Source organism: Kribbella yunnanensis (genome assembly GCF_039529655.1).
Lineage (GTDB): Bacteria > Actinomycetota > Actinomycetes > Propionibacteriales > Kribbellaceae > Kribbella > Kribbella yunnanensis.
Genome location: NZ_BAAANF010000017.1, coordinates 129,361 through 154,364, shown reverse-complemented (window position 1 = coordinate 154,364; position 25,004 = coordinate 129,361). Strand labels below are relative to the sequence as shown.

At 67.2% G+C, this 25,004-nt stretch carries 21 protein-coding genes; 8 read left to right on the top strand and 13 right to left on the bottom strand.

The features are described from left to right. Nucleotides 1–173: 173 nt before the first annotated feature. Nucleotides 174–1,046, bottom strand: coding sequence for an NAD(P)-dependent oxidoreductase (locus ABD231_RS24185; protein ID WP_344156215.1), 873 nt, complete (start codon nt 1,044–1,046; stop codon nt 174–176). 74 nt (nt 1,047–1,120) lie between these two features. On the opposite strand from ABD231_RS24185, the gene ABD231_RS24180 reads away from it, so the two are divergent. The 4 genes from ABD231_RS24180 to ABD231_RS24165 all read left to right on the top strand — a co-directional run bounded on the left by ABD231_RS24180 (nt 1,121) and on the right by ABD231_RS24165 (nt 5,810). Next, nucleotides 1,121–1,690, top strand: a complete 570-nt coding sequence (locus ABD231_RS24180; protein ID WP_344156212.1) for a TetR/AcrR family transcriptional regulator — start codon at nt 1,121–1,123, stop codon at nt 1,688–1,690. Between the two features lie 204 nt (nt 1,691–1,894). Then, complete coding sequence (locus ABD231_RS24175) at nt 1,895–3,268, top strand: condensation domain-containing protein (protein ID WP_344156209.1); 1,374 nt, start codon at nt 1,895–1,897, stop codon at nt 3,266–3,268. Nucleotides 3,269–3,356: 88 nt separating this feature from the next. Further along, on the top strand, nt 3,357–4,448 hold the full coding sequence (locus ABD231_RS24170) for an acyltransferase family protein (protein ID WP_344156207.1): 1,092 nt from the start codon (nt 3,357–3,359) through the stop codon (nt 4,446–4,448). Between the two features lie 72 nt (nt 4,449–4,520). After that, a complete protein-coding gene (locus ABD231_RS24165) occupies nt 4,521–5,810 on the top strand; it encodes a family 43 glycosylhydrolase (RefSeq protein ID WP_344156205.1) in 1,290 nt (429 codons plus the stop codon). Nucleotides 5,811–5,884: 74 nt separating this feature from the next. Here the strand turns inward: ABD231_RS24165 and ABD231_RS24160 are convergent, their stop codons facing one another. From ABD231_RS24160 to ABD231_RS24150, 3 genes are all read right to left on the bottom strand, one after another. Beyond that, a complete protein-coding gene (locus ABD231_RS24160) occupies nt 5,885–6,535 on the bottom strand; it encodes a response regulator (RefSeq protein WP_344156203.1) in 651 nt (216 codons plus the stop codon). Next, complete coding sequence (locus ABD231_RS24155; RefSeq protein ID WP_344156200.1) at nt 6,532–7,656, bottom strand: sensor histidine kinase; 1,125 nt, start codon at nt 7,654–7,656, stop codon at nt 6,532–6,534. Before ABD231_RS24155 ends, ABD231_RS24160 begins: the two co-directional genes overlap by 4 nt. Nucleotides 7,657–7,726: 70 nt before the next feature. Further along, the gene (locus ABD231_RS24150) at nt 7,727–8,182 is read right to left on the bottom strand and encodes a response regulator (RefSeq protein ID WP_344156197.1); all 456 of its coding nucleotides are present in this window, start codon (nt 8,180–8,182) and stop codon (nt 7,727–7,729) included. A gap of 336 nt (nt 8,183–8,518) precedes the next feature. Here ABD231_RS24150 and ABD231_RS24145 point away from each other — a divergent pair, with 336 nt between their 5' ends. Further along, nucleotides 8,519–8,962: a hypothetical protein gene (locus ABD231_RS24145; protein WP_344156194.1), complete on the top strand. Its 444-nt coding sequence runs from the start codon at nt 8,519–8,521 to the stop codon at nt 8,960–8,962. Here the strand turns inward: ABD231_RS24145 and ABD231_RS24140 are convergent. From ABD231_RS24140 to ABD231_RS24125, 4 genes are all read right to left on the bottom strand, one after another. Further along, complete coding sequence (locus tag ABD231_RS24140; protein WP_344156191.1) at nt 8,928–9,833, bottom strand: hypothetical protein; 906 nt, start codon at nt 9,831–9,833, stop codon at nt 8,928–8,930. The genes ABD231_RS24145 and ABD231_RS24140 overlap by 35 nt on opposite strands. An 85-nt stretch (nt 9,834–9,918) precedes the next feature. Further along, nucleotides 9,919–10,770, bottom strand: coding sequence for an EamA family transporter (locus ABD231_RS24135; RefSeq protein WP_344156188.1), 852 nt, complete (start codon nt 10,768–10,770; stop codon nt 9,919–9,921). A gap of 177 nt (nt 10,771–10,947) precedes the next feature. Beyond that, on the bottom strand, nt 10,948–12,075 hold the full coding sequence (locus ABD231_RS24130; protein ID WP_344156185.1) for an FAD-dependent monooxygenase: 1,128 nt from the start codon (nt 12,073–12,075) through the stop codon (nt 10,948–10,950). Next, nucleotides 12,054–13,040: a DUF418 domain-containing protein gene (locus ABD231_RS24125; RefSeq protein WP_344156182.1), complete on the bottom strand. Its 987-nt coding sequence runs from the start codon at nt 13,038–13,040 to the stop codon at nt 12,054–12,056. Before ABD231_RS24125 ends, ABD231_RS24130 begins: the two co-directional genes overlap by 22 nt. Nucleotides 13,041–13,150: 110 nt before the next feature. Between ABD231_RS24125 and ABD231_RS24120 the strand changes: the two genes are divergently transcribed. Both ABD231_RS24120 and ABD231_RS24115 read left to right on the top strand, forming a co-directional pair. Then, nucleotides 13,151–14,239, top strand: a complete 1,089-nt coding sequence (locus tag ABD231_RS24120) for a sensor histidine kinase (protein ID WP_344156179.1) — start codon at nt 13,151–13,153, stop codon at nt 14,237–14,239. After that, a complete protein-coding gene (locus ABD231_RS24115) occupies nt 14,236–14,871 on the top strand; it encodes a response regulator (protein WP_344156176.1) in 636 nt (211 codons plus the stop codon). Before ABD231_RS24120 ends, ABD231_RS24115 begins: the two co-directional genes overlap by 4 nt. On the opposite strand, the gene ABD231_RS24110 is transcribed toward ABD231_RS24115, so the two are convergent. After that, nucleotides 14,840–15,397 (bottom strand): hypothetical protein, encoded by a 558-nt coding sequence (locus ABD231_RS24110; RefSeq protein ID WP_344156173.1) that lies wholly within the window; start codon nt 15,395–15,397, stop codon nt 14,840–14,842. The two genes, ABD231_RS24115 and ABD231_RS24110, sit on opposite strands and share 32 nt — an antisense overlap. Before the next feature lie 126 nt (nt 15,398–15,523). On the opposite strand from ABD231_RS24110, the gene ABD231_RS24105 reads away from it, so the two are divergent. Beyond that, on the top strand, nt 15,524–17,503 hold the full coding sequence (locus ABD231_RS24105) for an APC family permease (RefSeq protein WP_344156170.1): 1,980 nt from the start codon (nt 15,524–15,526) through the stop codon (nt 17,501–17,503). Nucleotides 17,504–17,611: 108 nt separating this feature from the next. Here ABD231_RS24105 and ABD231_RS24100 read toward each other — a convergent pair whose 3' ends face one another. From ABD231_RS24100 to ABD231_RS24085, 4 genes are all read right to left on the bottom strand, one after another. Continuing rightward, the gene (locus tag ABD231_RS24100; protein WP_344156167.1) at nt 17,612–20,791 is read right to left on the bottom strand and encodes an AfsR/SARP family transcriptional regulator; all 3,180 of its coding nucleotides are present in this window, start codon (nt 20,789–20,791) and stop codon (nt 17,612–17,614) included. A gap of 66 nt (nt 20,792–20,857) precedes the next feature. Next, the gene (locus ABD231_RS24095; protein ID WP_344156164.1) at nt 20,858–21,673 is read right to left on the bottom strand and encodes a twin-arginine translocation signal domain-containing protein; all 816 of its coding nucleotides are present in this window, start codon (nt 21,671–21,673) and stop codon (nt 20,858–20,860) included. A gap of 104 nt (nt 21,674–21,777) precedes the next feature. Then, nucleotides 21,778–22,194, bottom strand: coding sequence for a hypothetical protein (locus tag ABD231_RS24090; RefSeq protein ID WP_344156161.1), 417 nt, complete (start codon nt 22,192–22,194; stop codon nt 21,778–21,780). 84 nt (nt 22,195–22,278) lie between these two features. Next, complete coding sequence (locus ABD231_RS24085) at nt 22,279–24,981, bottom strand: AfsR/SARP family transcriptional regulator (RefSeq protein ID WP_344156158.1); 2,703 nt, start codon at nt 24,979–24,981, stop codon at nt 22,279–22,281. Between the last annotated feature and the right edge of the window lie 23 nt (nt 24,982–25,004).

The following is a 25,004-nucleotide window of genomic DNA, read 5'->3' as shown; positions in this document are numbered from 1 at the left end:
AGCGCCCACCAACCATCCGGGAGCCGCCGAAACGGTCGAACCGTGCTCAAGGTCGCGCCGACCAGCTCACCTTGAGCACCCCTCAACCACCTTTCGATCACGCACGTGGTTGACCCGTGCACAACGTCGTACCGGCTCGTGGTGCTAACCGGCATTGCAACGCCGCCGACAGGTCATTCCGAAGCGGTACGGCGTTCTATTGCGCGCACCACCGCGACCATGTCCGAGGCGCCGAGCCCGAGCGCCAGCGTCTCGCCGTACAGGCTGTGACACACATCGAGCAGCGGTACGGCGATGCCGGTGGCGCGGGCTTGTTCGGCGATCAGCCGGTTGTTCTCGAGGACGTTCGAGATCGAGGCCTGTACGTCGAGGTCGCCGGTGACGAGTTTGCGTACCTTCACCTGGGACACGCTGCTCGCCATCGGGCCGGCGTCGAGCACCTCGGCGAACTGATTCAACGCGAGCCCGTGTTCGGCGGCGAAATGGGTCGCCTCGGCGAGACCGGTGACCATCGTGATCAAGAAGATGTTCACCGCGAGCTTGGTCAGCAGGCCGTTCGGCACCAGGCCGCAGTCGAACGTCTGCTGGCAGACCGGGCCGAGCAGGGCGCGAACCTGCGCCACCGCGGCGGGCTCACCGGCCAGCATGGCGACCAACTCACCGGCCTCGGCGGGCTTACGCGAACCGGACACCGGCGCCTCGACGTACCGGCCGCCGGCGGCACGGACGGCGGCCTCGAGCTCACGCGAGTACTCGGGCGACGTCGTACCCATGTGCACGATCGTTCTGCCGGCGACCGCTGCGAATGCCTCCGTGCCACGGCCGAGTACGGCGTCGATCGCCGGCTCGTCGGCCAGCATCATCAGCACGACGTCGGCCTGCTGGAGAACCTCGGCGGGCGAGTCCGCGATCTTCGCGCCCGCCGCGCGGACCGGGTCGCAGCGATCGGGCGACCGGTTCCAGACGATCGGCGCCGTACCGGCCCGGGCCAGGTTGAGTGCCATCGGCTGACCCATCACACCGAGACCGAGGAACCCGATACGCATCGCCGACTCCGTTCTATGACAACTGTCATAGAACGGTACTATGACGGCTGTCATATAGCCAAGGGAGTTCTCAGATGGAGCGGAGTCCGCGGGCGCGGATGGTGTACAGCGCGGCTCAGCTGGTCCGGGCACGCGGACCGGCCGGCACCGGCGTCCGCGAGATCATCGAGCACGCCGGCGCGCCGCGCGGATCGTTCCAGCACTACTTCCCCGGCGGCAAGGACCAGTTGGTCGGCGAGGCGCTGCTGTGGGCGGGAGACTTCGCCGCGGCGTGGGCTGCCCGCTACCCGGAGACGACCAGCAACCCGACCCCAGCCGGCCTGTTCGCCCACATGGTCAAGCAGTGGAAGGACGAGTTCACCAAGCGCGGCTTCGAGCGCGGCTGCCCGGTGATGGCCTCGGTCGCCGACCTGGGCGGCACCGACGCGCCGCTCACCAGTCAGATCCGCACCGCGCTCGACCGCTGGGAGCAAGCCGTCACCGACGAACTGGTCCGGATGGACATCGCTCCGAGCCGAGCCCGCCGCCTCGCAGTTCTGATGATCAGCACCCTCGAAGGCGCCATCATGTTCGCGCGCCTCCGCCAGGACCTCACGCCCCTCACCACGGCAGTCAGCACGCTCTCCCCAGCCCTCGTCGGCTAGCCGTATGGGTGCCCAGGGCAATCAGCTTGTGAGATCACCGTAGGTTTTTCCAGTTTCACTTGACCTGCGTCCGCGTCTCCCCCAAGGGTTGTTGACGTCCGATCGGGCTGGGACGTGCTTCCGCATTTCCGGCAGTCCGCGGCTACTTTCCCTTGCCCTACTCATGTTTCGACGCCCCCTGCGAACCGGAGTACACCTATGCGCATGACCGATATCCAGCGTTGCGAGATTCGTCCCGGCCACCTGGTGGAGTGGACTGTTCACCCGATGGCCATCGAGGCCGCGGCGACGCTGCCGGAGGACTCGCGTCCGCCGAGTTATGTCCAGGAGTCCCACGTGCAGACCGCGCGGTCGGTGCGCGACGGCGGTCTGTTCGTACCGACCTGGCTGGGCACGGCCTTCGACATCCCGGGCCCGATCAACCTCGACGTACTCGAACAAGCTCTTCGCCTTTGGACGCTGCGGCACGAGACGATGCGCAGCGGCTTCCGCGCCGTCGACGGCCAGATGCAGCGCTTCACGCTGGAGGCCGATTCGCTGGTACTGCATCGCGAAGACGCCGGCAACTTCCCCGATGCCGACGTACTGACGCAGTACTTGCAAGACAGATTCGACGTCGCGGCGGACGCGCTGAGCTGGCCGAACTTCATCTACACAGCGGTCGTCCGAGACGACAGCACGAGCGTCTACCTCGCCTTCGACCACAGCAACGTCGACGCGTACTCGATCTACCGCATCCCCACGGAGATCCACGAGCTCTACGCAGCCGGCCTCGAAGGACGAACGGAGAACGCCGTACCGGTCGCCAGCTACGTCGACTTCAGCGCCGCCGAACGCACGAAGGCCGATGAGATCGACGCGAACCACCCGATCGTCGACCGCTGGCGTGAATTCGTGGCGAACTGCGACGGCAAGCTCCCGAACTTCCCGCTCGACCTCGGCCTCGACCCCGAAGGCCCACTGCCGACCCAGAAGTTCCTGCACGAGATGCTGGTGAACGACGCCGATGCGGCCGCATTCGAGAAACACTGCCGCCCGTACGGCGGGAGCCTGGTCGGCGTGCTCGCAGCCACCGCCCTCATCGTCCGCGAGCTGACCGGCCAAGAGGTCTATCGCACCGTCGCCCCGTTCCACACGAGGGTCAAGTCGGAGTTGTCCGAATCGGTCGGCTGGTACGTCGGTGGTGCGCCCCTCGAGATTCCGGTGTCCGAGGCAACGGATTTCGACACCGCGCTCGACTCGGTCCGCACCGAACTCCGCAAGAACCGGCCGATGTCGCGAGTACCTGTCGCCCGCATCCTCCAACTCCTCGGCACCGACTTCCGCCCCACGTCTCCCGACCTCTACTCGATCGTCTCGTTCGCTGACGGCCGCGGTGTCGCCGGGTCCGAGCGGTGGCAGGAACTGAAGGCCTACGGCCTGATCCGGGTCTCGTACGGCGACCAGGTGTGCGTGTGGATCAGCCGAGTCCACGAGGGCCTGCAGTTCGCCTGCCGGTACCCCGACACGGACGCGGCGTACAAGAGCATGCGCCTGTACGTCGAACGCCTCCGGGACGTCATGCTCGCCGCAGCCTGACGTAGGTCTTGTCCCCCAGAAGAGCTACGGATCAGTGTCCACTGTGGGGTGACGACGGTCAGCAGGTCGGATACCTAACGTCTTCGGAGTGGACCACTCACCGCTGCGCCCGGCGGCACGTTTGCACGAGATCGACCTGCTACGGATCATCGCCGCCGTGTCGGTGGTGGCTTATCACTACTTGTTCTCGGGGTACGCCGGAGGCTTGTCGCCGCTCCACTTCCCGGATGCCGGCCTGGTGGCGCGCTACGGCTATCTGGGTGTCGATCTGTTCTTCACGATCAGTGGTTTCGTTGTGCTGCTGAGTGCCTGGGAGCGGTCGCCACGGTCGTTCGTCATCTCGCGCGCGGTTCGGCTCTATCCGGCGTACTGGGTCGCCGTCACGCTGACGACGATCGTGTCGATCGGACTCAGCCAGGGCCGGTTCCCGGTGTCGATCCCGCAGTACCTGGCCAATCTGACGATGTTCAACTCACTGCCGAACATCGAGAACGTGGATGTGGTCTACTGGACACTTTGGGCCGAGCTGCGGTTCTACGTGATGATCCTGATCCTCACCTGGATCGGGATCACCCGTCGCCGGGTCACCAACTTCCTGTGGATCTGGCTCGCCGCCACCTTCGTCTTCCAGACCGGTCTGTTGCCGCAAGCAACCGATCTGGTGCTGAACACGCAGTTCTCGCACTACTTCATCGCCGGGATGGCACTCTGCCTGATCTACCGGTACGACGTCACGCGGGAAGCCCTGTTGATCGTGGCGATCTGTCTAGGCAACGCGATCTACCGTGCCATCGGATTCGCCGACCGGGTCGGTCTTCGCTACGGCACCGAGATCGACCGGACCGCCGTCGTCGCTACGATCGTGGCCATCTTCGCGATCATGATGGCGATCGCTCTCAAGCTCACCATCCGGCTCGGCCGCCCGTGGTTCGCCGTACTCGGCGCCCTGACCTATCCGCTCTACCTCGTGCACGCACACATCGGGTTCATCATCTTCGAGCGTCTCGGCGACCGCTTCGGCCGCATCCTCCTGGTCACGCTGACGACGGCTGCCATGTTCGGGGTCGCTGCCGCGCTGCACTACTGGGTCGAGCAACCACTCGCGCCTCGCTTGAAGCGACTCCTCGACCGTGTCCTTCCAGGCGCCGCGCGTCGCGCAACTCGCGCCGCTCGAACGTAGGGCCTCGCCTTCTGGGTGAATCGATGGAAAGGTAGCTCCTGCAGGTTCCCGCCCCAACCTGAGGAGTGCCCGATGCGACGACTTCTTGCGGTCGTGCTCAGCTTGGCTGTCTTCTTCCCGCTGCCGGTGCAGGCCGCGACAACGGCTGCCGTGTTCCCTTCGGTAATCATCGGGGAGAACTTCCCGGATCCGGACGTCTTCCAGCAGAACGGGACTTGGTACGCGTACGCGACGAACGGCAGTCGCGGCCATGTCCCGGTCGCCACCGCGCCGAGTGCGCGAGGTCCGTGGACCGTTCGCGGCAACGCGATGCCGGGTGGACCGTCCAGCGCCTGGGCCCAGCCGGGCCGGACCTGGGCTCCGGACGTCCACCCGAACCCTGACGGCAGCTACACCCTCACCTACACCGCCTGGCACAAGGCATCCGGTCGCGAATGCATCGGTGCCGCGACGGCGTCCTCCCCGCTCGGCCCGTTCACGCCGGTCGGCGACCAGCCGCTGATCTGCCCGCTCGACCTCGGCGGCGCGATCGACGCGAACACCTTCGTCGACACGAACGGTTCCCGCTACCTGGTCTGGAAGAACGACGGCAACGCCGTCTCGAAGCCGTCGACACTCTGGCTGACCCGTACGACGAACAACGGCACGAAGCTCTCCGGCGGGAACACCGCGCTCCTGACCTCCACCGGAATCATCGAAGCGCCCGACCTGGTCCAGCGCGGTAGCCGGTACGTGCTGTTCTACTCGGGCGGCAGCTACACGGGCTGCAACTACCTGACGTCGTACGCAACCGCGACCAGTCTGACCGGCCCGTGGACCACGGCGTCCCGACCTCTGATGACCACGGCAACGTTCGACGACCACGTCTGCGGCCCCGGCGGCGCAGACTTCGTGCAGGACAAGGTGTTCCTGCATGGCTGGGTGAATGGCGCCCGACAGGTGTACGTCGCCGATCTCGGCTGGGCGAACGACTATCCGGTCGTCCGTGGCAGCCGCGTCCGGTACGAGGCGGAAAGCGGCACCCGCAATCATTGTGACGTACGGTCGAACGCCGCCGGCGCATCGGGTGGCAAGGTCGTCGCCCACATCGACTTTACCGACTCCTGGACCCAGAACTCGGTCTTCGCACCCGTGGCAGGCAACTACACCGTGCACGTCGCCTACGCCAACGGCTCAGCGACGACCGCCACCCACGGACTAGTTGTCAACGGCACCAACCAGGGCCAGGTCAGCTACCCCGTCACCGGCTGGGACAACTGGAAACAGTCGTCAGCCTCCGTGACCCTGAAAGCCGGCTGGAACACCATCCGCCTGACCAAGGGCACCGCCTTCACCGAAGTCGACTACCTCGAAGTGCAGTGATTCCCCCAGGTGAGCTACCAGCAGGTGTCCTCTGTGGGGTGACGAGCAGGACTCCGGGTGAGCGCGGGACGGAGTCAGTCGAGCATGCCGTGGCGGTAGCCGTAGACGACCGCCTGGACGCGATCGCGGAGCCCCAGCTTGGCGAGGATGCGCGAGACGAAAGTCTTGACGGTCTCCCGGCTGATCGTCAGGGTCTCGGCGATCTCCTGGTTGGACAGGCCCAGCGCGATGAGGCGAAGGATCTCCAACTCACGCGACGTCAGCGGAATGTCCTGCGGTTCGCCGTCGGCCGGCCGGATCCGGGTGGCGTACTTGCCGACCAGTTGACGTGTGACCTCGGGGTCGAGCAGCGCCGCGCCGGTCGCCACGGTCCGGATGCCCTGCAGGAGTTGCGCTGTGGGTGTGTCCTTCAGGAGGAAGCCGCTCGCGCCGGCGCGCAGCGCCTGGTAGACGGCCTCGTCCAGGTTGAAGTTGGTCACCACCAGAACCTTGACGGGATTCGGCACACCGGCACCGGCCAGCAGCCGGGTCGCCTCGATGCCGTCGAGTACCGGCATCCGCACATCCATCACCACGACGTCCGGGTTCACCTTGCCCGCAAGGTCGACCGCAGTGCGGCCGTCCCCGCACTCACCGACCACCTCGAGATCCGGCTGAGCGTCGATGATCGTCACGAGTCCGGTGCGGAGCAGCACTTGGTCGTCGCAAACGAGGACCCGGATCACGACGGTGTTCCGACGGGAATCCTGGCCCGGACCACGAAGCCGCCACCCTTTCGCTTGCCCGCGCTGAAGTCACCACCGAGAATGTCGACCCGATCGCGAAGCCCGGCGAGCCCGCGTCCGCTGCCGCCGGGTGAGGCAACACCCGTGCCGGAGCCGTCCGTGGTCACCTCAACGGCGATCTGCTGGTGGTCGTGACGCACCTGAACCGCTGTGCGGCTGCCGTGCGCGTACTTGAGCGCGTTGGTCAGCGCCTCCTGCACGACGCGGTAGGCCACCGGATCTGCGCTTGGCGTGCCCTCCTCGGTGAACTCCACCGGCTGCCCGGCCCGCCGCGTCTGCTCAACGAGCGCGCGCAGATCGCGTGGGCCGGCATCGCCAGGATCGCCGGGATCGAGTACGTCGAGCAACTGCCGCAGGTCGGTGATCGCCTGACGGCCCGAGTCGGCGACCGACGTCAGTGACTGGTCGAGCCGCTCCGACGGTAGATATCGGGCCGCCTCAGCCTGCATCACCATGGCCGTCACGTGGTGGGTCACGATGTCGTGGAGGTCGCGCGCGAGCTCGGTACGCTCGGCGACGCGGGTCTCTTCGGCCAGGAGGCGAGCGCGTTCAGCCTCCAGCGCCCGCGTGGAGCGCAGCCAGGCTCCGATGCCCCAGGCGAGGGCCATGGCCAGGTAGAACGTCAGGAACTCGCCCGGCGGCTCGCCACCGCCGAGAAGGCGGAACCCGGCGACCAGGAGCAGGTATCCCGCAGACAACGCCAGCACGGTGATACGGCGGCCTCGCTCCAGACGCCACCCGGCATTCAGCACCGCCAGCGCGAAGGCGGTGCCCGCGAACGAGTGGTAGCCGCGAAGCTGATCGAGGGCGAAGCCGATCGACACCAGCACGAGACAGGCGATCGGCGATCGGCGGCAGCTGACGAGCGGCACGCACTGGAGTCCTACCGCCACGACGGCCAGCAGGTCCAACGGGCGGTTCGGCATCCCGCCGAGCACCGTCCCCTGGCCGTGCAACGCGGGCACCAGCGACCCGGCGAACAGCAGTACGCCGATCACGCCGTACAGGACAGCGCTGTCGAACCGGCGCCACTGCTCCGGGATCCACCGAAGGTCGGTCACGGGGGGAGGATAGCGGTCGTCGTTGAACTGTTTCCATCGATTGATGGAAACCTTTCCACGCCGATAACGATCAGCGGTTCTCGATGGCGTTGCGGAGGTTGATCTTCTCGACGATCAGCTCCTGGGTCTCGATGATCTCCTCGGCGGACAGGTGGGTCTGGGCGGCGATCGGGAAGCCGCCGCGGGCGGCCTCTTCGACGGTGGCCAGGAACTCGTCGCCGCTGAAGGGCTTGGTCAAGAAGCCGACCGCCCCGGCTGCGAGCCCCCTCATCAGGTCTCGACGTCCGCTCCGCGCAGTCGCCATCACCACTCGGGACGACGGGTGCTCGCGGGTGATGATCGTCGTGAGATCGGTCCCGTCGGCATCCGTCAGGCCGAGGTCCATCGTGATGACATCCGGCCGGTGCCGGCGAACCATCGGAAGAACATCGTTACCGCGGGAGGCGATACCCACGACGTCGAACTTCAGCTCCAGAAGGCGGGCAAGAAGCTCGGCGAGGGTGCTGTCGTCCTCGACCACCAGCACGGTCGAGGACCTCGCGGCGCCCACCGCGTTGCTGCAGGTAGTAGCCGTTGCGGATCGCCACCCGCAGATAGGCCCGCGGGTTGTCGATCTCCGCCCACCTTGGGGATCCGGCGCTGCCGGTGCCGCTCACGCACCCACAACGCGAGCACGTTGATCAGCCCAGCCGCGATCCCCGCGATCAGGAGACTCATCGGCTCCTCCCTTCACTCCCGAACCGCCCGGACGACGGCCTCTCGACAAGTAGGAGTCATCGACCGCGAAAACGTTAAGCCCCGCCGATGTCACACATCGGCGGGGCCGGGGTGTCTGGATTTGGTGACCTCAAAGGAGAACAACATGTCGACAATTCCTGCCACGCGCTGGGTGCTCGTCCGATTGAGCCTGCTCGTGCTGGCGGCGTTCGAACTCACCCTCGGGGTGTGGACGACCTTCTTCCCCGAGAACTTCTACAACGAAGTTCCGACGGTCGACTGGACGCCGCCGTACAGCGAGCATCTCTTCAGCGACTTCGGCGGCGCCACCCTCGGGCTCGGCGTCATGCTCGCTGCCGCGACCATCTGGATGGAGCGCAGGCTGGTCCTCGTCGCACTGGTCGCTTACCTGGCCTTCGCCGTACCGCACAGCCTCTTCCATTTGGAACACCTGCACGGCGACTCAGTCACCTGGTCGAGGGTCCTGGAGGGCTACTCCTACGTGAGCGTCATCTGGCCGCTCGCCGTGCTGGCGCTGGCCTGGAAACCGTCTGTCACATCCCGGCGCCCGTCTGACCGTAGGCCTTAGCAGTCCAATCGAGGTCGCCGAGGGAGCCGCCCTTGATGTCGGTGCCGTCCCAGTCCTTGGCGTTGGCGTCGAAGTACACGGAGACAGAACCGGTCGCGGCGATGCCGAGCAGCGCCCGGCCGCTGAGGTGGGTCTCGCAGACACCGGTCGAGACGCTGGTGAACGAGCCCCAACCGGTCGACCGCAGTACGGACGAGGGGATGCTGGTGGGCGGGGCGATAGTCGCCTTGATCCGCCACTCCTTCAATTCCCCGTTGGCCTTGGTACCGATCAATACATGCACCGGTACGGCGTCGGTTCCGCCCGCGCGCTCGTAAACCAGCGTCTTGACCGTGTCCCACGCCGTACCGGGCATCTTCACCCGACTAGTCAGCCCTTCCGAGGTCAACGTGTACCGATAGAGCGCGGTGCCTTTGACCTGATACAGGTAGGGATACGCGTACGCGATGATCCGAGTCCCGGCGAACCCACCAGTCAGCCGCTTGGCCGTGTTCTTGGTCATCCGCCACACATGGTCGTCGCCCCGCTCGGCCGCTCGATCCAACTCATACACATAGCCGTCACTCGGATGCACCGCAAACTCCAGCCGATTGAAGCTGTCGCCGCCCCCACCCCACCGGTTCCCCAACGTGACCGACGTCGGCACCCAAGGCAGCCTGTCCCCCTCGATCGCCAACACCTGAGCCGGCGAGTCATGGTTCCGCTCATACCGATACCCAAGCCGCTGCCCATCAGACCGGTAAGCCGCCGTAGCAACCGCACAGTCATCCGGCACATCACCAACAGCAGCCCCGGACGACGAACTAAGAACAACAAGCCCAGTCGCGGCGACGACGAACGCCACCGCGACAGACAAGATGGTTTTACGCAAGACACAAGTCCTTCTCTAGTAATCAGCCTGACCGCCGACCCTAGAAAGCACCCCCGCCGTCCCGCTGCCCGTACCGCGCCCGTACCTACTCGCGGCGAGCTTGGAGGACGACCGCGACGAGGAGTACGGCTGCGCCAACGAGACTGAGGGGTGTCAGGTGCTCATTGAACGCCAGTACGCCGATCAGTGCGGCCAGGAGGGGTTCGATCAGCGCGACGACGGCCGCGGTCGACGCACGGATCGCCTTGAGACCTAGATAGAACGTCGTGTAGGCGAGCGCGGTTGGAACGAGGCCGAAATAGGCGATCAACGGCCAACTGGACGATGACGGAGTGATTCCTGCTGTTATTGCCAAGGGCAACAGGATGAGGGCGCCGGTGGTGAAGCCGAGCATGGCGCTCGTGACTGGGTCTTGCTGGTTGCGGTTGAGCAGGGTGCTGAGCGCGTAACCGGCACCTGACACGAGCGAGAAGGCGATGCCCGGGATGGACGCGCTGCCGGATCCTCCATTCCCCCAGACGAGGAGGGCGAGGCCGAGTACTGCGAGTAGTAAGGCGCCGGTGATGCGCTCGCGAGCGCCCAAGGCGATGAAGAGTGGGCCTACGCCGAGCGAGACGACGGTAGCGACGGCGATGCCTACGCGCGGGATGGCGGCGAAATAGCCGAGTTGGCAAACGGCGAGGCCGACGCCGCTCAGAAGATAACGCAGCGGGGCGGCCGCGAACTCGCGGCCTATCCGGCGCCGCCCGAGCAACCGGCAGACTGCGGCCAGCCAGACGGCGCCGCCGACTAGGCGCCAGAAAGAGATTGCTGTCGAGTTCAGGCCACTGTGCTGGAAGAGCAGGGCGCCGGCGGGGCCGCCGGTACCCCAGGCGATTCCGGCCACAGCGACGTACAGGAGACCACGCGCCGAGGACGGCGCGAGACGGTGGTGCATCAGACACTCCAGGGTGTTCGCACGAAGAGATTGGGGCGTCTGCGAACAGCCCAAAGAAGCCCGGGTCACAACCCGGGCGCGCTAAGAATGCCGTCCGCTAAGCGGCGGAGGGCGGAGTGATGATGCGATGCATGTCGGCGACCCTAGCAACCGCTCAACCCGGCTGCCGAACCGTTTTCAGTGCTCGTGCGAGCGCCAGGTGAGGAGGGGTTGGTTGGCGCGTTGGAAGAGGCGCTCGGGGAGGAGGCGGGTGGCTGTGTTGCGGAGGGGGACGGTTAGGGGGCCGGAGGCTTGGGCGAAGGTGGCGAACGTGGACGCGCGGCGGGCTATGGCTTGGGTTCGAGGGCGTCGGTTGTCGTTGTAGCGGTGGAGGCCTTGGGTGATGTCGTTGTCGACGGCATCGGCTAGGTCTACTGCGTCTTCCAGGGCGGTGGCGGCACCTTGGCCTAGGTCGGGGGTCATGGCGTGGGCGGCGTCGCCTAGTAGGGCTGCGCGGCCGGCGACGTAGGTGCGTAGGGCGGGGAGGCGGTAGATATCGTGGTGGAGGATGTCGGCGTTGGTGACGGTGTTGAGGATGGTCGGGATTGGGTCGTGCCAATGGCTGAAGCGGCGTTGGAGTTCGGCGCGGTTGTCGGGGTACTGGGTGCCCGGTGGGGTTTTGGCTATTAGGTAGGTGTAGATGGACTCGTCGGCTAGGCGGAAGAGGCCTACCCGTTCGCCTCGGCCCCAGGATTCGGCGACGTCGGAGTCGAGGTCCAGGGGTGGGGCGATGAGGCGCCAGGTGGTGTAGCCGGCGTACACGGGAGGTTTGGCGTCGGGCCAGAGGGAAGCGCGGACGGTGCTGTGGAGGCCGTCGGCGCCTACTAGGAGATCGGCTGAGGTCTGTACGCCGTTGTGGGTGACGAGCACCTGGTTGCCAACGGACTCGACTGCGGTGGCTGTGGTGTTCAGGGCGATTGCTTCGGTGGGGACGGCTTGGCGGAGGATGTCCAGGAGGTGGGGGCGGCGGAGCATGAGGGTGTTGCCATAGGGGGTTTGGAGGTTTGAGCGGAAGAGCCAGCGGCCTTGGTGGTCGCGGAAGCCGCCTGGGCCTTCTACTGCGCTGAAGGCACGGACTTGGTCGCCTACGCCAAGTAGGTCCAGGGCGCGGGTTGCGTTGGGCCAGAGGGAGATGCCGGCGCCTACCTCGCGGAGGGCTGGGGCGCGTTCCAGGACTTTGACGGTCCAGCCGCGTCGGTGGAGGGCGATCGCGGCGGCTAGCCCGCCGATGCCCGCTCCGACGATTACCGCGGTTCGTTCTGCCAAGTCTTGAGCATAGGTCGGCGGTGGGTCCAGGTTGCCCAGCGCCAGAGCCATTCGAGGGGGCCTTGGGTGAAGTGGCGGAGCCAGAGGGTGGAGAAGAGACATTGGGTGGTGAGGATTGCGGCGGCGATCAGTACGACGTCGGTCGTCGTGATCGCGTCTAGATCGAAGACCGCCACGATCGCCCGGACCAGGGCGGTTGCCGAGATGTAGTTGGTGAGGGCCATTCGGCCTAGTGGGGTGAAGATCGCCTGCAAAACACCACGGAGGCGAGTCCTCAAGAGCAAGAGCAGAACGCAGATGTAGAAGGCCGCGACGAGCAGACCGCCGGCGGCCAACGCCAGCGCGAAAGCCCGATCCCCAGGCTGGACGGTCGTCTGCCACAGCAGGACTGGTACGGCGACCACAGCGAGCCCGAGGGTGGTGACCAAGCCGGGCTTAGGTAGGCGGTCGATGACGTTGTAGCGGACCAAGGCTGAGCCGATGAGGAACAGGGCTGCGGTGAGGGTGAAGCGACCGTCGCCGGTGGCTAACGCAACGAGGAGGAACACCGGCCCCAAGGTCGCCACAGCGAACCGTGGCAGCCAGGTTGACGGGAGTAGGACGAGCAGGCCGACCAGGGCGTAAGTGGAGAGGATGTCGCCCCACCACAGGAGCAGGAAGTGGGCGGCGCCGATCGCTAGCAGGCAGAGCAGACGGCGCAAGAGCAGAATCCGCGGGCGCTCCACACGGGCGGAGGCAGAGCGGAGCAAGAGTGAGAAGCCGATGCCGAACAGGAGTGCGAAGATCGGCATGAACCGCTGCTCGACGAGCAAGCCGAGCCAGGTGGAGCCGTCGACGCCGGTAGACGCTGCGGTCGTGCGACCGCCGGAGATCGGCTGGACGTTGGCGAGCAGGATCCCGCACAGCGCGAAGCCGCGGATGACGTCGAGCTCCGGGATCCGCGGCTGTCCTGATGAGGTGGGCATGAGGTCAACCCTGCTGAGACCGTACGGCGAGAGGTAGCGGCCGGAAGTACGTTCCGGACGGTACTTTCGGCCGGTTCTGCGCCGGTACCGCCCGAAAGTACGCTGGGCAGATGCGTTGGGCGAGAGACATCGCGCTGGGCGGCCTGCTCACCGCACTACTCGGATTCACGGCGTACCAGCTCGCGGTCGTCTGGGGGCCGACGTACTGGATTCTTGACGCTGCGGCGGGCGCGGTGACGAGCGTGATCGTCTTGCTGCGCAGGCGCAATCGATGGCGTACGGCGATCGCAGGGCTCACCACAGCGGCGGTGACCATGGGGGTTGCGTGGATGGCGGATCTGCCGACCGAACCAGGGCCGGCGATGGCGCTGGCCCTTGCCGTGCTGGTCGGCGAAGCGGTCGCGAGGCTGTCAGCAATACAAGCAGGCGTGGTCGCGGCCGCCGGGTTGCTGGTCGCGGCCGGCACGCTCGGGCTCAACTACGGCTCAGGCATCGCCACGATGAACGTGATCAGTTGGCTCGGCGCGGTATCCATCGGGACCTGGCTAAGACTGCGCGCCGTACGGCGACGTGCGATCGCCACGCGGATCCGGCAGGAGGAGCGGGTGGACCTCGCCCGAGAACTGCACGATGTCGTCGCCCACCACATCGCCGGCATCGTCCTCCAGGCGCAGGGTGCGCGAATTGCGGGCCGTCGGCAACCAAACCTGTACGACGAATCGCTGGCGGGCATCGAGTTTGCCGGTGCCGAGGCGCTGACGGCGATGCGTCGAGTCGTCGGACTGCTGCGAGACGGCGACGCAGTCTCCGGTCCGACGAGCCTGGCCCAACTAGCAAAACTGGTCGAACGCTTCAACGGGCCGACACCGCAGCTGAGCCTCCCCGACAGCGAACCCGAGTGGCCGCAGGAAGTGACAACCACCGTCTGTCGCATCGTGCAGGAGTCCCTCACCAACGTCGCCCGGCACGCTCCCCACGCCGACGCCGTCACGGTGAACGTGCGACAGACCGGGCGCGAGGTCACCGTCGACGTACTGGACGACGCCGAGGCTGGTCCTGTGCGCTACAAGCGGGCCGGATTCGGACTGGTCGGAATCCGGGAGCGCGTCGAGGCGCTCGGCGGCACCCTGACCGTCGGCCCTCGCGCCGCCAAAGGATGGGCCGTCTCCGCATCCCTTCCACTCGGGCCGACCCGATGACGATCAGCGTGCTGCTGGCCGACGACCAGGCGATGGTTCGCAACGGCCTCAGGCTGATCCTGGACAACGAGCCCGATATCCGCGTGGCCGCCGAAGCCGCGGACGGTGTCGAGGCGATCGCGCTGGCGAGGGAATTGCGACCGGACGTGTGCCTGGTCGACATCCGGATGCCACGGCTGGACGGGGTCGCGGTGACTCGCGCGCTCGCCGGACCCGACGTACCGGAGCCGTTGAAGGTAGTCGTTGTGACCACGTTCGATCTGGATGAATACGTGTACGGCGCGCTGCGCGGCGGGGCGGCCGGGTTCATCCTCAAAGACGCCGGACCGGCCTTGCTGGCTGAGGCGGTTCGGGCCGCACATGCTGGGGATGCGCTCGTGTCGCCCTCGATCACGGCGCGACTGCTGCGGCAATTCACGCCGCCGGTGAGCCAAGCCAGGAAGCCGTTGTCCGATCGTGAGGCCGAGGTGATTCGGGCAATTGCGCGCGGGCGCACCAATCACGAGATCGCGGCCGAGTTGTTCATCTCGCTGAGCACCGTCAAAGGCCATGTGGCCGGTATTCAGAACAAGCTCGGCGTACGCAATCGGACCGAGATCGCTATTTGGGCTTGGCAGTCCGGTCTGATGTAGACCGACGGAACCTCGAGCGGAATCGCGAGTCGTATTCCAGATTCACATATCCCGAGGAATGCACCCCGACCGCGACGACGGCCGTGGCCAGGAACACGATCCCCGCAATGAGAGACATGTGCCAGAAACCAGCCGTGAGACCGACGAACGCCGCGCCCTGGGCCATCGCCTTGGCCGTCGCAACCGGTCGCGACCGGGTGGCCCGGCTCCGGAACTCCTCCTGGCGGTTCAGGACCAGGAGGGCGGCCAGCAGCGGAATCGCGACGGCGAAGGCGATGACGCAGATCAGCGCAGACAAGTCGAGTGCGGTCTCGGTCAGGAACGGCTGGACCATCACCAGGCCGGCCGCGACCAGGCCGCCGTACATGAGGTTGGCCTGGCGGATCCACTCCGTCTGGACCGCCGGATCGGCAGTGGCATCCTCGATGTGCTGACGGACGCGTTCCGCCTCAGCCTCCGCTGCGGCCTCGGCTTCCGCCTCCGCGCGACGCGCCTGCTCCACCGTGAGGTCCTCGTCCTTGGTCACATCCTCATCCTGTCAGCTACCCCGGCGACCGTCCCACGGCTCAATACTTCAAGCCCTTGTCAGCGATTCTCACAAGTTTCTAACACCGATTTCGACGTGCCCCATGCATCGGGCATCCTGACCCGCGTGACCACTCCAGACGAGTACGTCGTCCCTGCTGTCGTCAAGGGGCCGGATGAGCAGGCGGCCGCCGGGCGCGGGCTGACGAGTTGGCTGCTGCAGCACCGGGTGCAGCCGGTCGGGCCGGAAGCGAGCGAGGGCCACGCGCCGCCGCAGGCCTGGTGGAAGGTCATGTGTCTGACCGGTGTCGACTACTTCTCGACGCTGTCTTATCTGCCCGGGATCGCCGCCCTGGCCGCCGGCGCGCTCTCGCCGCTGGCGACCTTGCTGATCGTTGCCCTGACGCTGCTCGGGATGCTGCCGATGTACCGGCGGGTGGCCAAGGAGAGTCCGCACGGGCAGGGCTCGATCGCGATGCTCGAGAACCTGCTGCCGTTCTGGCGCGGCAAGCTGTTCGTCCTGGTACTGCTCGGCTTCGTGGCGACGTCGTGGATCATCACCATCACGCTCTCCTCGGCCGACGCCACCGTGCACCTCATCGAGAACCCGTACACGCCGGACTTCCTGCACGGCCAAGAGGTCGCGGTCACCGTCGTACTGCTGCTCATCCTCGGCGGCGTCTTCCTGCTCGGCTTCAGCGAAGCGGTCGGCGTGGCCATCCCGCTGGTCGGCGTCTTCCTCGCCCTCAACGCCGTCATCGTCGTCGTCGGCCTGTACGACGTCGCTACGGTTCCCGGCGCGTTCGACGCCTGGGTCGATGCGCTGACCGCTGGCCGGGAAGGGATCGGTGGAGTCGTCGGACCGGCCATCGTCGCCTTCCCACTGCTCGTGCTGGGAATGTCCGGGTTCGAAACCGGTGTGAGCATGATGCCGCTGGTCGCCGCCGAGGGCGAAGACGCCGAACAGAAGCTGGCCGACCGGATCCGCAACACGAAGAAGCTGCTCACGGCGGCCGCGCTGATCATGAGCGTCTACCTGCTCGCCACGAGCTTCATCACGACTGTGCTCATCCCCGCCAAGGAATTCGAGGCCGGCGGCGAGGCCAGCGGTCGCGCGATGGCCTACCTCGCGCACGAGAAGCTCGGCGAAGCCTTCGGTACGGCGTATGACCTGAGCAGCGTGCTGATCCTCTGGTTCGCGGGTGCCTCGGCCATGGCCGGGCTGATCAACATCGTGCCGCGCTACCTCCCGTCGTACGGGATGGCACCCGAGTGGGGCCGCGCGGTCCGCCCGGTCGTTCTCGTCTACACGGCGATCAGCATCGCGATCACCATCGCCTTCGGCGCCGATGTCGACGCCCAGGCCGGCGCCTACGCGACCGGCATCCTGGTCATGATGGTCTCCGGCGCGGTCGCGGTCGCCATCTCCGCGCTCCGGCGGCGCCAACGCAAGGCCACCATCGCCTTCATCGTTCTCACCTTGATCCTGCTCTACGCGCTGGTCGAGAACATCATCGAGAAGCCCGACGGCATCGCCATCTCCGGCCTGTTCATCGCCGGCATCATCACCGTCTCGCTGATCTCCCGCGTCTCCCGCACCACCGAACTCCGCGCCGACCGGATCGAGTTCGACGACGCGGCCCGCGCCTTCATCACCGACTCGATCCGCAACGACGGCATCCTCAACATCATCGCCAACCAGCGCCAGGCCGGCGACGCCGCCGAGTACGCCGCGAAGGAGGCCGACGTCCGCGACGCCGACCCCGTCCCCCGCCGTACCGACGTGTTGTTCCTGGAGATCGACGTCGTCGACCCCTCCACCTTCAGCGACGTCCTCCGCGTGACCGGAGTCGAGATCGACGGGCACCGCATCCTCCGCGCCGACAGCCCCGCGGTCCCCAACGCCATCGCCGCCATCCTGCTCGCCCTCCGCGACACCACCGACGTACTCCCGCACTGCCACTTCGAATGGTCCGAAGGCAACCCCCTCAGCCACCTCCTCCGCTACCTGATCCTCGGCCGCGGCGACACCGCCCCCGTAGTCCGCGAAATCATCCGCCAACACGAGTCGGACCCAACCCGCCGCCCCGGCATCCACGTCGGCTGAGCCCGGACCGCCAACACTCACCAAGTCCCCAAAACGCCGGCCAGGGACCAGCCTCTGAGCGTGATCCCGACCAGCCGACGAAGGTTAGTGAGTGGGGGCGGTCCGCTCTCACACGTCGGTGAGGGATTTGCGGACGGTGGCGGCTTCAGGGGAGCCGAAGGCCTCGAAGCGATGCAGGGCCTTCAGGAGGTGGGCACGATCGGCGCGGATTTCGCCTAGGGCGTGGTGAGCCCGGGCGATGCCGAGGGCGTAGCCGGTTTCCTCCAGGATGGACAGGGCCTGAGCGGCAAGCTCGCCAGCGGCCTCGGTTTCGCCGAGAGCCTGTTTGACGCGAGCCAGTACGACGATTGCCTCGCCCTCCTGCATACGGTCAGAGCCAGTCGCGAGTTCGACGGCATCTCGGGCGAGTGACTCGGCCGAGTCGAGGTCCGATCCGGCCAGTGCGGTGACGGCGAGTCCGCGAACGGCGTGGGCGCGGTACTCGCGCAGCAGGTCCGCGCTCGCCAGCTCGGCGGCTTCCTCGAACGCCTCGCGTGCTGCAGCGAACTCACCGAGCATGAGGTGACAGAACCCGAGCTCGTTGCGAATGAGCGCGCGAGGCCGAATCACGTCGAGCTCGTCGGCCAACTCACGCACTGCCAGCAGCATGTCTCTGCCTTCGCGCGGGTGGCCCGTGTCGCGCAGCAGGCTCGCTCGCAGATAGCCGATGACGCACTGCCTGGTCGTGTCGTCCAGCTCCTCGACCAGTCGCCGGCCGCGCTCGAACAGCTCGTCGATCCCGTCGAGACGGCCCAGCGTCGTCCGGCCGTGGCAGGCGTAGAGCACCCCGGCGACCGCGATGCTCGGCGCCTCCTCGCCGGCCAGGTCGACCGATCGCTCCCAAGCGTCGACGGCGGAGCCGAGGTCGCCCGCCTGGTAGCTGAGAAAACCCAGCTGGAGGAGCGTCAGCGACTGGCCGACGGTGTCGTCGGCACGCTCTTGGACCTCGCGGGCGCGCTGGAGATATTCACGCGCAGCCGGCCGATCGGTACGGCGGAGCTCGATCGTCCCGGCGGCGTACAGGCCGAAACCCAGGATGGCGTCGTCACCCGCTTGCTCGGCCGCGGTGACCAGCTGAGTGATCTGTTCAGGATCCACGGGCCGACCGATGCCGGTGCTGGTGATGCCGAGCTCTCCGAGGGAGAGCGCGACCGCCTGCTGGTCGTTCGCAGCGCGGGCAGCCGTCACGACCATGTCCAGCATGGACAGTACGTCGACCCGCCGGCCGTACCGCTCCATGTCCGCGACGACGCCGATCGCCAGATGCCAGCACCAGTGCACGGGGCCGTGGTCGGCACAGTCCCGGATCGCGGCGTGGATGTTGTCGAACTCGTCCCTCAGCCAGCCACGGGCTTCGGTCCGGGAGGCAAGCTGCACCACCGGTACGTCGGGCAGTGGCGGGCATGGTGGTTCGAGACGCCAGGCGATGAGCAGCCGGGCGGCGACCTCGCGGCCACGGTAGTACCAGGTACAGAGGCGGTTCATCGCGTCGGCGCGTTGCGGCTCCGTCTCCTCCGTCAGAGCGCGGCTGCGTGCGTAGTCACGGAGCAAGTCGTGGAAGCGATAGCGGCCAGCCGCATGCTCGTCGACCAGGTGCGCGCCGGTCAGCGTCCGGAGCGCGGCCCGCGCGTCAGCTGCGGACAGCCCGCTCATGGCCGCCACTGCGGGAGCGGTGAAGTCCAGTCCGGGCACCAGACCGGCGAGCCGGAACAGCCGTCGTACTGCTGGCTCCAGCCGGTGGTACGACAGGTCGAAGGCACCAGCGACCGCGGACTGCTCGTCGTCGGACAGGGCGAACGCGGCGAGCCCGCGTTCCTGCAGCTCGAGGAGGTAGTCGGCGATGGTGCGATGTGGCTCGTCGGTCAGCTGGGCGGCCGCGATCCGCAAGGCCAGCGGGAGACCGGCACAAGCCTCGATCAACTCGGCGACCGGCGCCGGCTCAGCCTCGACCCGCTGGGTGCCGAGGAGCCGGTTCAGAAGGTCTCGAGCCACCGCCATCTCCAGCGTGCCGAGTTCGAGCCGGTGCGCACCTTCGCGGGCGACGAGTCCGGTCATCCGGGTGCGGCTCGTGACCAGCGTCCGGCAGCTGGAACCAGCCGGCAGCAACGGGCGCACCTGCTCGGGCGACGCCGCGTTGTCCAGCAGGATCAGCATCTTGCGCCCAGCGATCAGCGTTCGGTACTCGTTGGCTGCGTCGGTGACCGACTCCGGGACCTGCTCCCGGCCGAGTCCGCGGAGCAGATGACCCAAGGCATCCAGTGGCTCCAGCGCGGGAGCCGGTGAGTGTCCGCGCAGATCGACGTACAGCTGACCGTCGCCGTACCGGTCGGCGACGTGGTGGGCGAAGTGCAAGGCCAGCGTGGTCTTCCCGACCCCGGCCATCCCGGACAGGACGATCGGACCGTCCGCTGCCGCATCCAGGGCGGCCAGCTCGGTTTCGCGGCCGAGGAAGGCACCGGGCGCGGGCGGCAGCTGCGCCGGCGTCGCTCCGGTCCGGGCGGGAGGTCCGTCGAGCTCCGGGTTCTCGGAGCGAATCGATTCGAAGAGCTCACGCAGTGCGCGGCCGGGTTCGGCCCTGAGCTCCTGGGCGAGTCGACGCCGAGTGGCCTGGTAGGTCATCTCCGCCCGGGACTGCCGGCCGGACCGATACAGGGCCAGCATCAACTGACCGACGATCCGCTCCCGCAGCGGGTACGACGCGACCAGCTCGGTCAACTCGGGCACGATCTCGCGGGCCCGGCTCAGTGCGAGTTCGGCGTCGTACAGCTCCTCGTACGCGATCAGTCTGGCTTCCGCGAGCCGGTTGGCCTCGGCCGCGACGACGCGCGGCTCGGTCACATCGCCGTACGGCGTCCCGCGCCACAACGCGAGCGCCGACCGGAACCGCGGTACCGCCCGCTCGAGCTCACCGGCCGCGACCGCGTTCCGGGCCGCGGTGTGCCGGTCGGTGAACTCGACAGCGTCGAACTCGTCCGGGCCGACCTCCAACAGGTAACCGCCCGGAACGCCACGGAGGCGCTCCGGGCGGTCGAGCACCTGACGCAACCGGTGCACGTGGACCTGGAGACTGTTCGACGGACTGTTCGGTGGCTCGTCGCCCCACAGCGCCTCGGCGAGAGTCTCGACCGGTACGGCGCGATTCGCTCTGACCAGAAGAACAGCGAGCAGCCGGCGGCGCAGCTCCGAGATCGGAGCCACCACCTGCGCGTCGACGATCGCCTGGACAGTCCCCAGTACTTCGAATCGCACACACGCCTCCCCGAGCCGAACCCCCATCATCGGTGATGGTGGGGGCGACGGCTCAGGATCGGCGGGTCAGTAGGCCTGCGTCCCGAGCGCCTTGCGGTACGACGCCGTACAGAACGCCTGGAAGTTGGCCTTGTCGGTGATGGTGCCGGAGGGCCGCCCGATCCGGCGCAGAACGGCGGTGGAGTTCGCCTGCGTCTTCGGGCCCCAGTCCCCGTCGACCACGGTGGAGATACCCCAGGCGTGGTGGCACGCGGCCTGGACGATGTACGTCTGGGACGACGAACTGGTGGTGAACTTGCAGTCGCCCAACTCGCCGTACAGATCGTTGTCCACGTGCATGTGGTTCCAGTGCTCCCGGTTGTCCATGTACGTGAGCACATGCCGGAAGCGGCGCATCAGACCCGCCGCGGTACCCCAGTAGCGGCGCTTCCAGTAGTCGGCGTTCGCGTAACCGCGCCAGACGTCGTACCGCATGCTGACCCACTGCCGCGTGCCACTGCTGTTCTCGAACATGATCCGCCCGATATCGAACGCCCGCCCCGCCCCGTGCATCCCCGGCTTGTCGGTATAGGCACCGTACGAGTAGACCCGGGTCGGCGCTCCCCACGAGGTCGGAGCGTTGGAGTCGAGGTAGCTTCGCCACGAGCTGAGCTGGTTGTAGAAGTTCGACTCGAAGCTGAAGCTCCGCGCCTTGCCGTCCGGTTCGTAGTACAGATCGCAACTGGTCACGCCCAGGTAGTTCCTGGACACCAGCGCAGCCGTCGCCGCGGTCGCCTGACCGGGCAGGATCAGACCGGCGGCACCGCCGAGCCCGGCCGCCCCCGCGATCTTCAGTAGTCGTCGACGTGACAGTCCGTTGGATTCCGATGTCATCTCAACCATGGCGCGACGCTAACCGCGCCCGAAGGCCCCGCGCAGTCCCCCGAAACTGCGCGGAAAGCCCCCAGAAAGCGCCGTCCCAACCCGTGGTCAGGACAGCGTGGGCGTCAGCCTGTGAAGGGCTTCGTCTTTCTGGCGTCCAGGTTGCCGGAAGCGTTCTTGTGCTCGACGATGAGCACCAAATCCTTGCCGGCGAGCCGGAAGTCGCGGCGTGGGGTGCAGGCCGGTTCCCCGTCGGTGGCCTGAGTGTCGAAGACCCAGGCGTAGAACTCGCCGGTGTGCGCGTCCTTGATCGCGGCGTACGACTCGGCCCCGGCCACCGAGTTGTACGTGCGGACACAGAGCTGGTCGTTCACCGTACCGTCAAGATTGCGGTAATAGGTGCCAAGCGCCTTCCACTTCCCGTCCAGCGTAGCGGCCGCTTCGACGTAAACCTCAGCGGCGGCCGCAGCCGGCCCGGTCGAGACAACAAGCAGGGCAAGGGCAATAGCGGCGGGTGCGGCGATGCGCCGGGTGGATTTCATCAGAATGTTCCTCCGGTTGGGCGATTGTCGAGACAGAGCCTGCCGGGGCGACCTTCGGAGAACCTTCGGAGTTGCTTGTGCCGGTTACCCAGCGCTGAGTTCGGCGCGGAGGGACTCTGCTTGGGGGTGGTCGAGTTCCTCGAAGATGCGCAGTGCTTCGACCTTGGCGGCGCGGGCTGCGCCGAGGTCGGCGTGGACCTCGCCCAGCGACTGCAGGGCGTTCGCGAGGTACGGCCTGTCGCCGTGACGGCGAGACAGCTGTACGGCGTGCTGGTACGCGCGGGCCGCCTCGTCGTGGCGGCGGTCTCGCTGACTCAGATAGCCGAGGGTGGCGTGGACGCCGGCCGCGGATTTGCCGTCGCCGAGTTCATCGGCGATCCGCAGAGCCGCTCGGGCGTGGGTGGTTGCGTCGTCCAGCCGGCCGAGCCGTGCCAGGTACCAGCTGATCGATTCGAGGGTACGGAGCTGACCGCGCCGGGATCCCTGCGCCACGAACAGCGCAAGGGCGTTCTCGGCGTAGCCAAGCGCGAGCGCGTAGCGGTCGCCGCGGGCAGCGACGAATCCCCCGATTCCCAGAACGTACGCCAGGCGAAGGCGGCAACCGGTCGCTCGCGTCTGTTCGAGCGCACGACGGAGGTGGTGCCGACCCTCGACATAGTCGCCCGTCCGGGCGGAGCAGTAGGCGACGCCACGGTGAGCCAGCCCGAGCGCGGTGGGGTCGTTGAGCAGCTGGGCCGACGACAGACCGACGCGAATGATGGCGAGCGCATCACGCCAGCGGCCCTGGCGCCCGAGATATGTGGCGGTCAGATCAGCTAGCTGCCAGCACCGGGCCCATAGACCGGCGCTCGCCGCCAGGTCGATCACTCTGACGAGGACGGCGAGTTCCGCGGCGAACCAGGCGAGTGCCTGCTCGACGTCCTTGATGTCTTCGAGTTCCACGTCCGGGCCGGGTGCGCCGAGCGTGTACTCGTCCCGACCTGGATTGAGCCGCCCAACTGCTCGATACGCCGTGTGGAGGTAGTGGTCGACGAGACGCCGGCGGGCAGCGTGGGACTCCCCGGCGACGACCACCTCGGCCGCGTACGCGCGGAGCAGGTCGTGGTGGGAGTAGCGGTCGTGGGCAGGGCTGTTGAGCAGGGTTGCCTGGCAGAGTCGACGCAGTTGCTGAGCCGTCTCGGTCGAAGTCGCACCAGCGAGACTTGCTGCCGCCGCCAGGGAGATCTCCGGTCCGGGATGCAGGCCGAGCAACCGGAACAGACGCCGTTCGGCAGGATCCTGTGCGGCGTACGACCACGACAGGACTGTGCGCACCGAGGTCATCGGGTCTGCGGTGTCGAGTCGATCGAGCCGGTTGCTGTCGCCGGTCAGGTGGTCGGCCAAGCTCGCCAGCGGCCGGTCAGGCGCATGCGCGGCTTCGGCCGCACACACCGACAAGGCCAGTGGAAGAAAGTGGCATCGCTCGGCGAGCGTGGCCGCAGCGCCCGGCTCGGCGTCGACCCGACCTGGGCCGATCCGATCGGACAGCAACGCTTTGGCCTCCGCAGGACTGAGCACGTCTAGCGTCATCGCGTGGGCGCCCAACTCAGCGACCAGCCCGGTCAGGAGGTTGCGACTGGTGACCACGACAACGCAGCCCGGAGCTGCCGGGATCAGTGGCCGCACCTGTTCGACGTTCCGGGCGTTGTCGAGAACGATCAGCAATCGCCGACCCGCAACAATGCTGCGAAACAAGGCGGCCTGGGCCTCCAGCCCCTCGGGCACCCGAGTCGGATGGATGCCGAGGGCATCGAGACAGGCGCGCACCGCATCGGCCGGATCCTTTGGCGTGCAGGTCGGGTCGAAGCCATGCAGGTCAACGAACAACTGGCCATCCGGAAACCGATCCACGACTCGATGAGCCCAGTGCAGCGCGAGTGTGGTCTTGCCAATCCCAGCAGTGCCAGCGATGGCGCAAACCCAGTCGCCACCGGCGAGCAACCTGTCAAGGGCCTCCAACTGGACAGCCCGGCCGACGAAATGCCGCGTGGTCGACGGTAGTTGCCGCGGCACCTCGCGAGCCCGACCGATCGGATCGCGGCGGAGGACCGACAAGTGGAGCGCCTGCAACTCGTCACCCGGCTCCTCACCGAGTTCGGCGACGAGCCGCTCGCGCAACTCGACGTACTGCTGCAAAGCCTCGGCGCGGCGCCCCGCTTGTGTCAACGACCGAATCAGATAGCCGGACAACGGCTCCGACAACGGAAAGTCGCCGACGAGCCCAGCGAGTTCATCCGCCAATCCGCTGAGCTGCCCCGCATGCTCCGCCTGCTCCGCCAGCAGCAGCCACGCCGACAGCCGCGCACTCGACAGCTCAGCCCGGTACGCCGTACTCCAGCAACTGTCCATCCCCGCGAGCGGAACACCCCGCCACAACGCAAGCGCCTCGCCCAACTCGGCAATTGTCGCTCGCCCTGCCCTGGCCTCGGCCAGCACCCGCAGCAACCGCACCGAGTCGACGACCTCGTCCTGAGCCTCAAGAACGTAACCACCACCACGGCGTACGATCTCGATGCCCGCCGGACGCAGCGCGTTGCGGAGCAGGCTGATATACGGATAAAGCGTCGCCGCCGGTTGCTTGGGCGGGCGCCCGCCCCACACCCGGTCGGCGATCACAGCAGTCGGTACGACGTCTCCAGCCGCCACCGCGAGAGCGGCAAGCACCATCCGCGGTTTCGCAGACCCGATGTCGACCTCCACGCCATCGGCCCACACCTCGACCGCCCCCAGCAGACGTATCTCTGCCACCCCGAAACCTCTCCCCCGTCAAC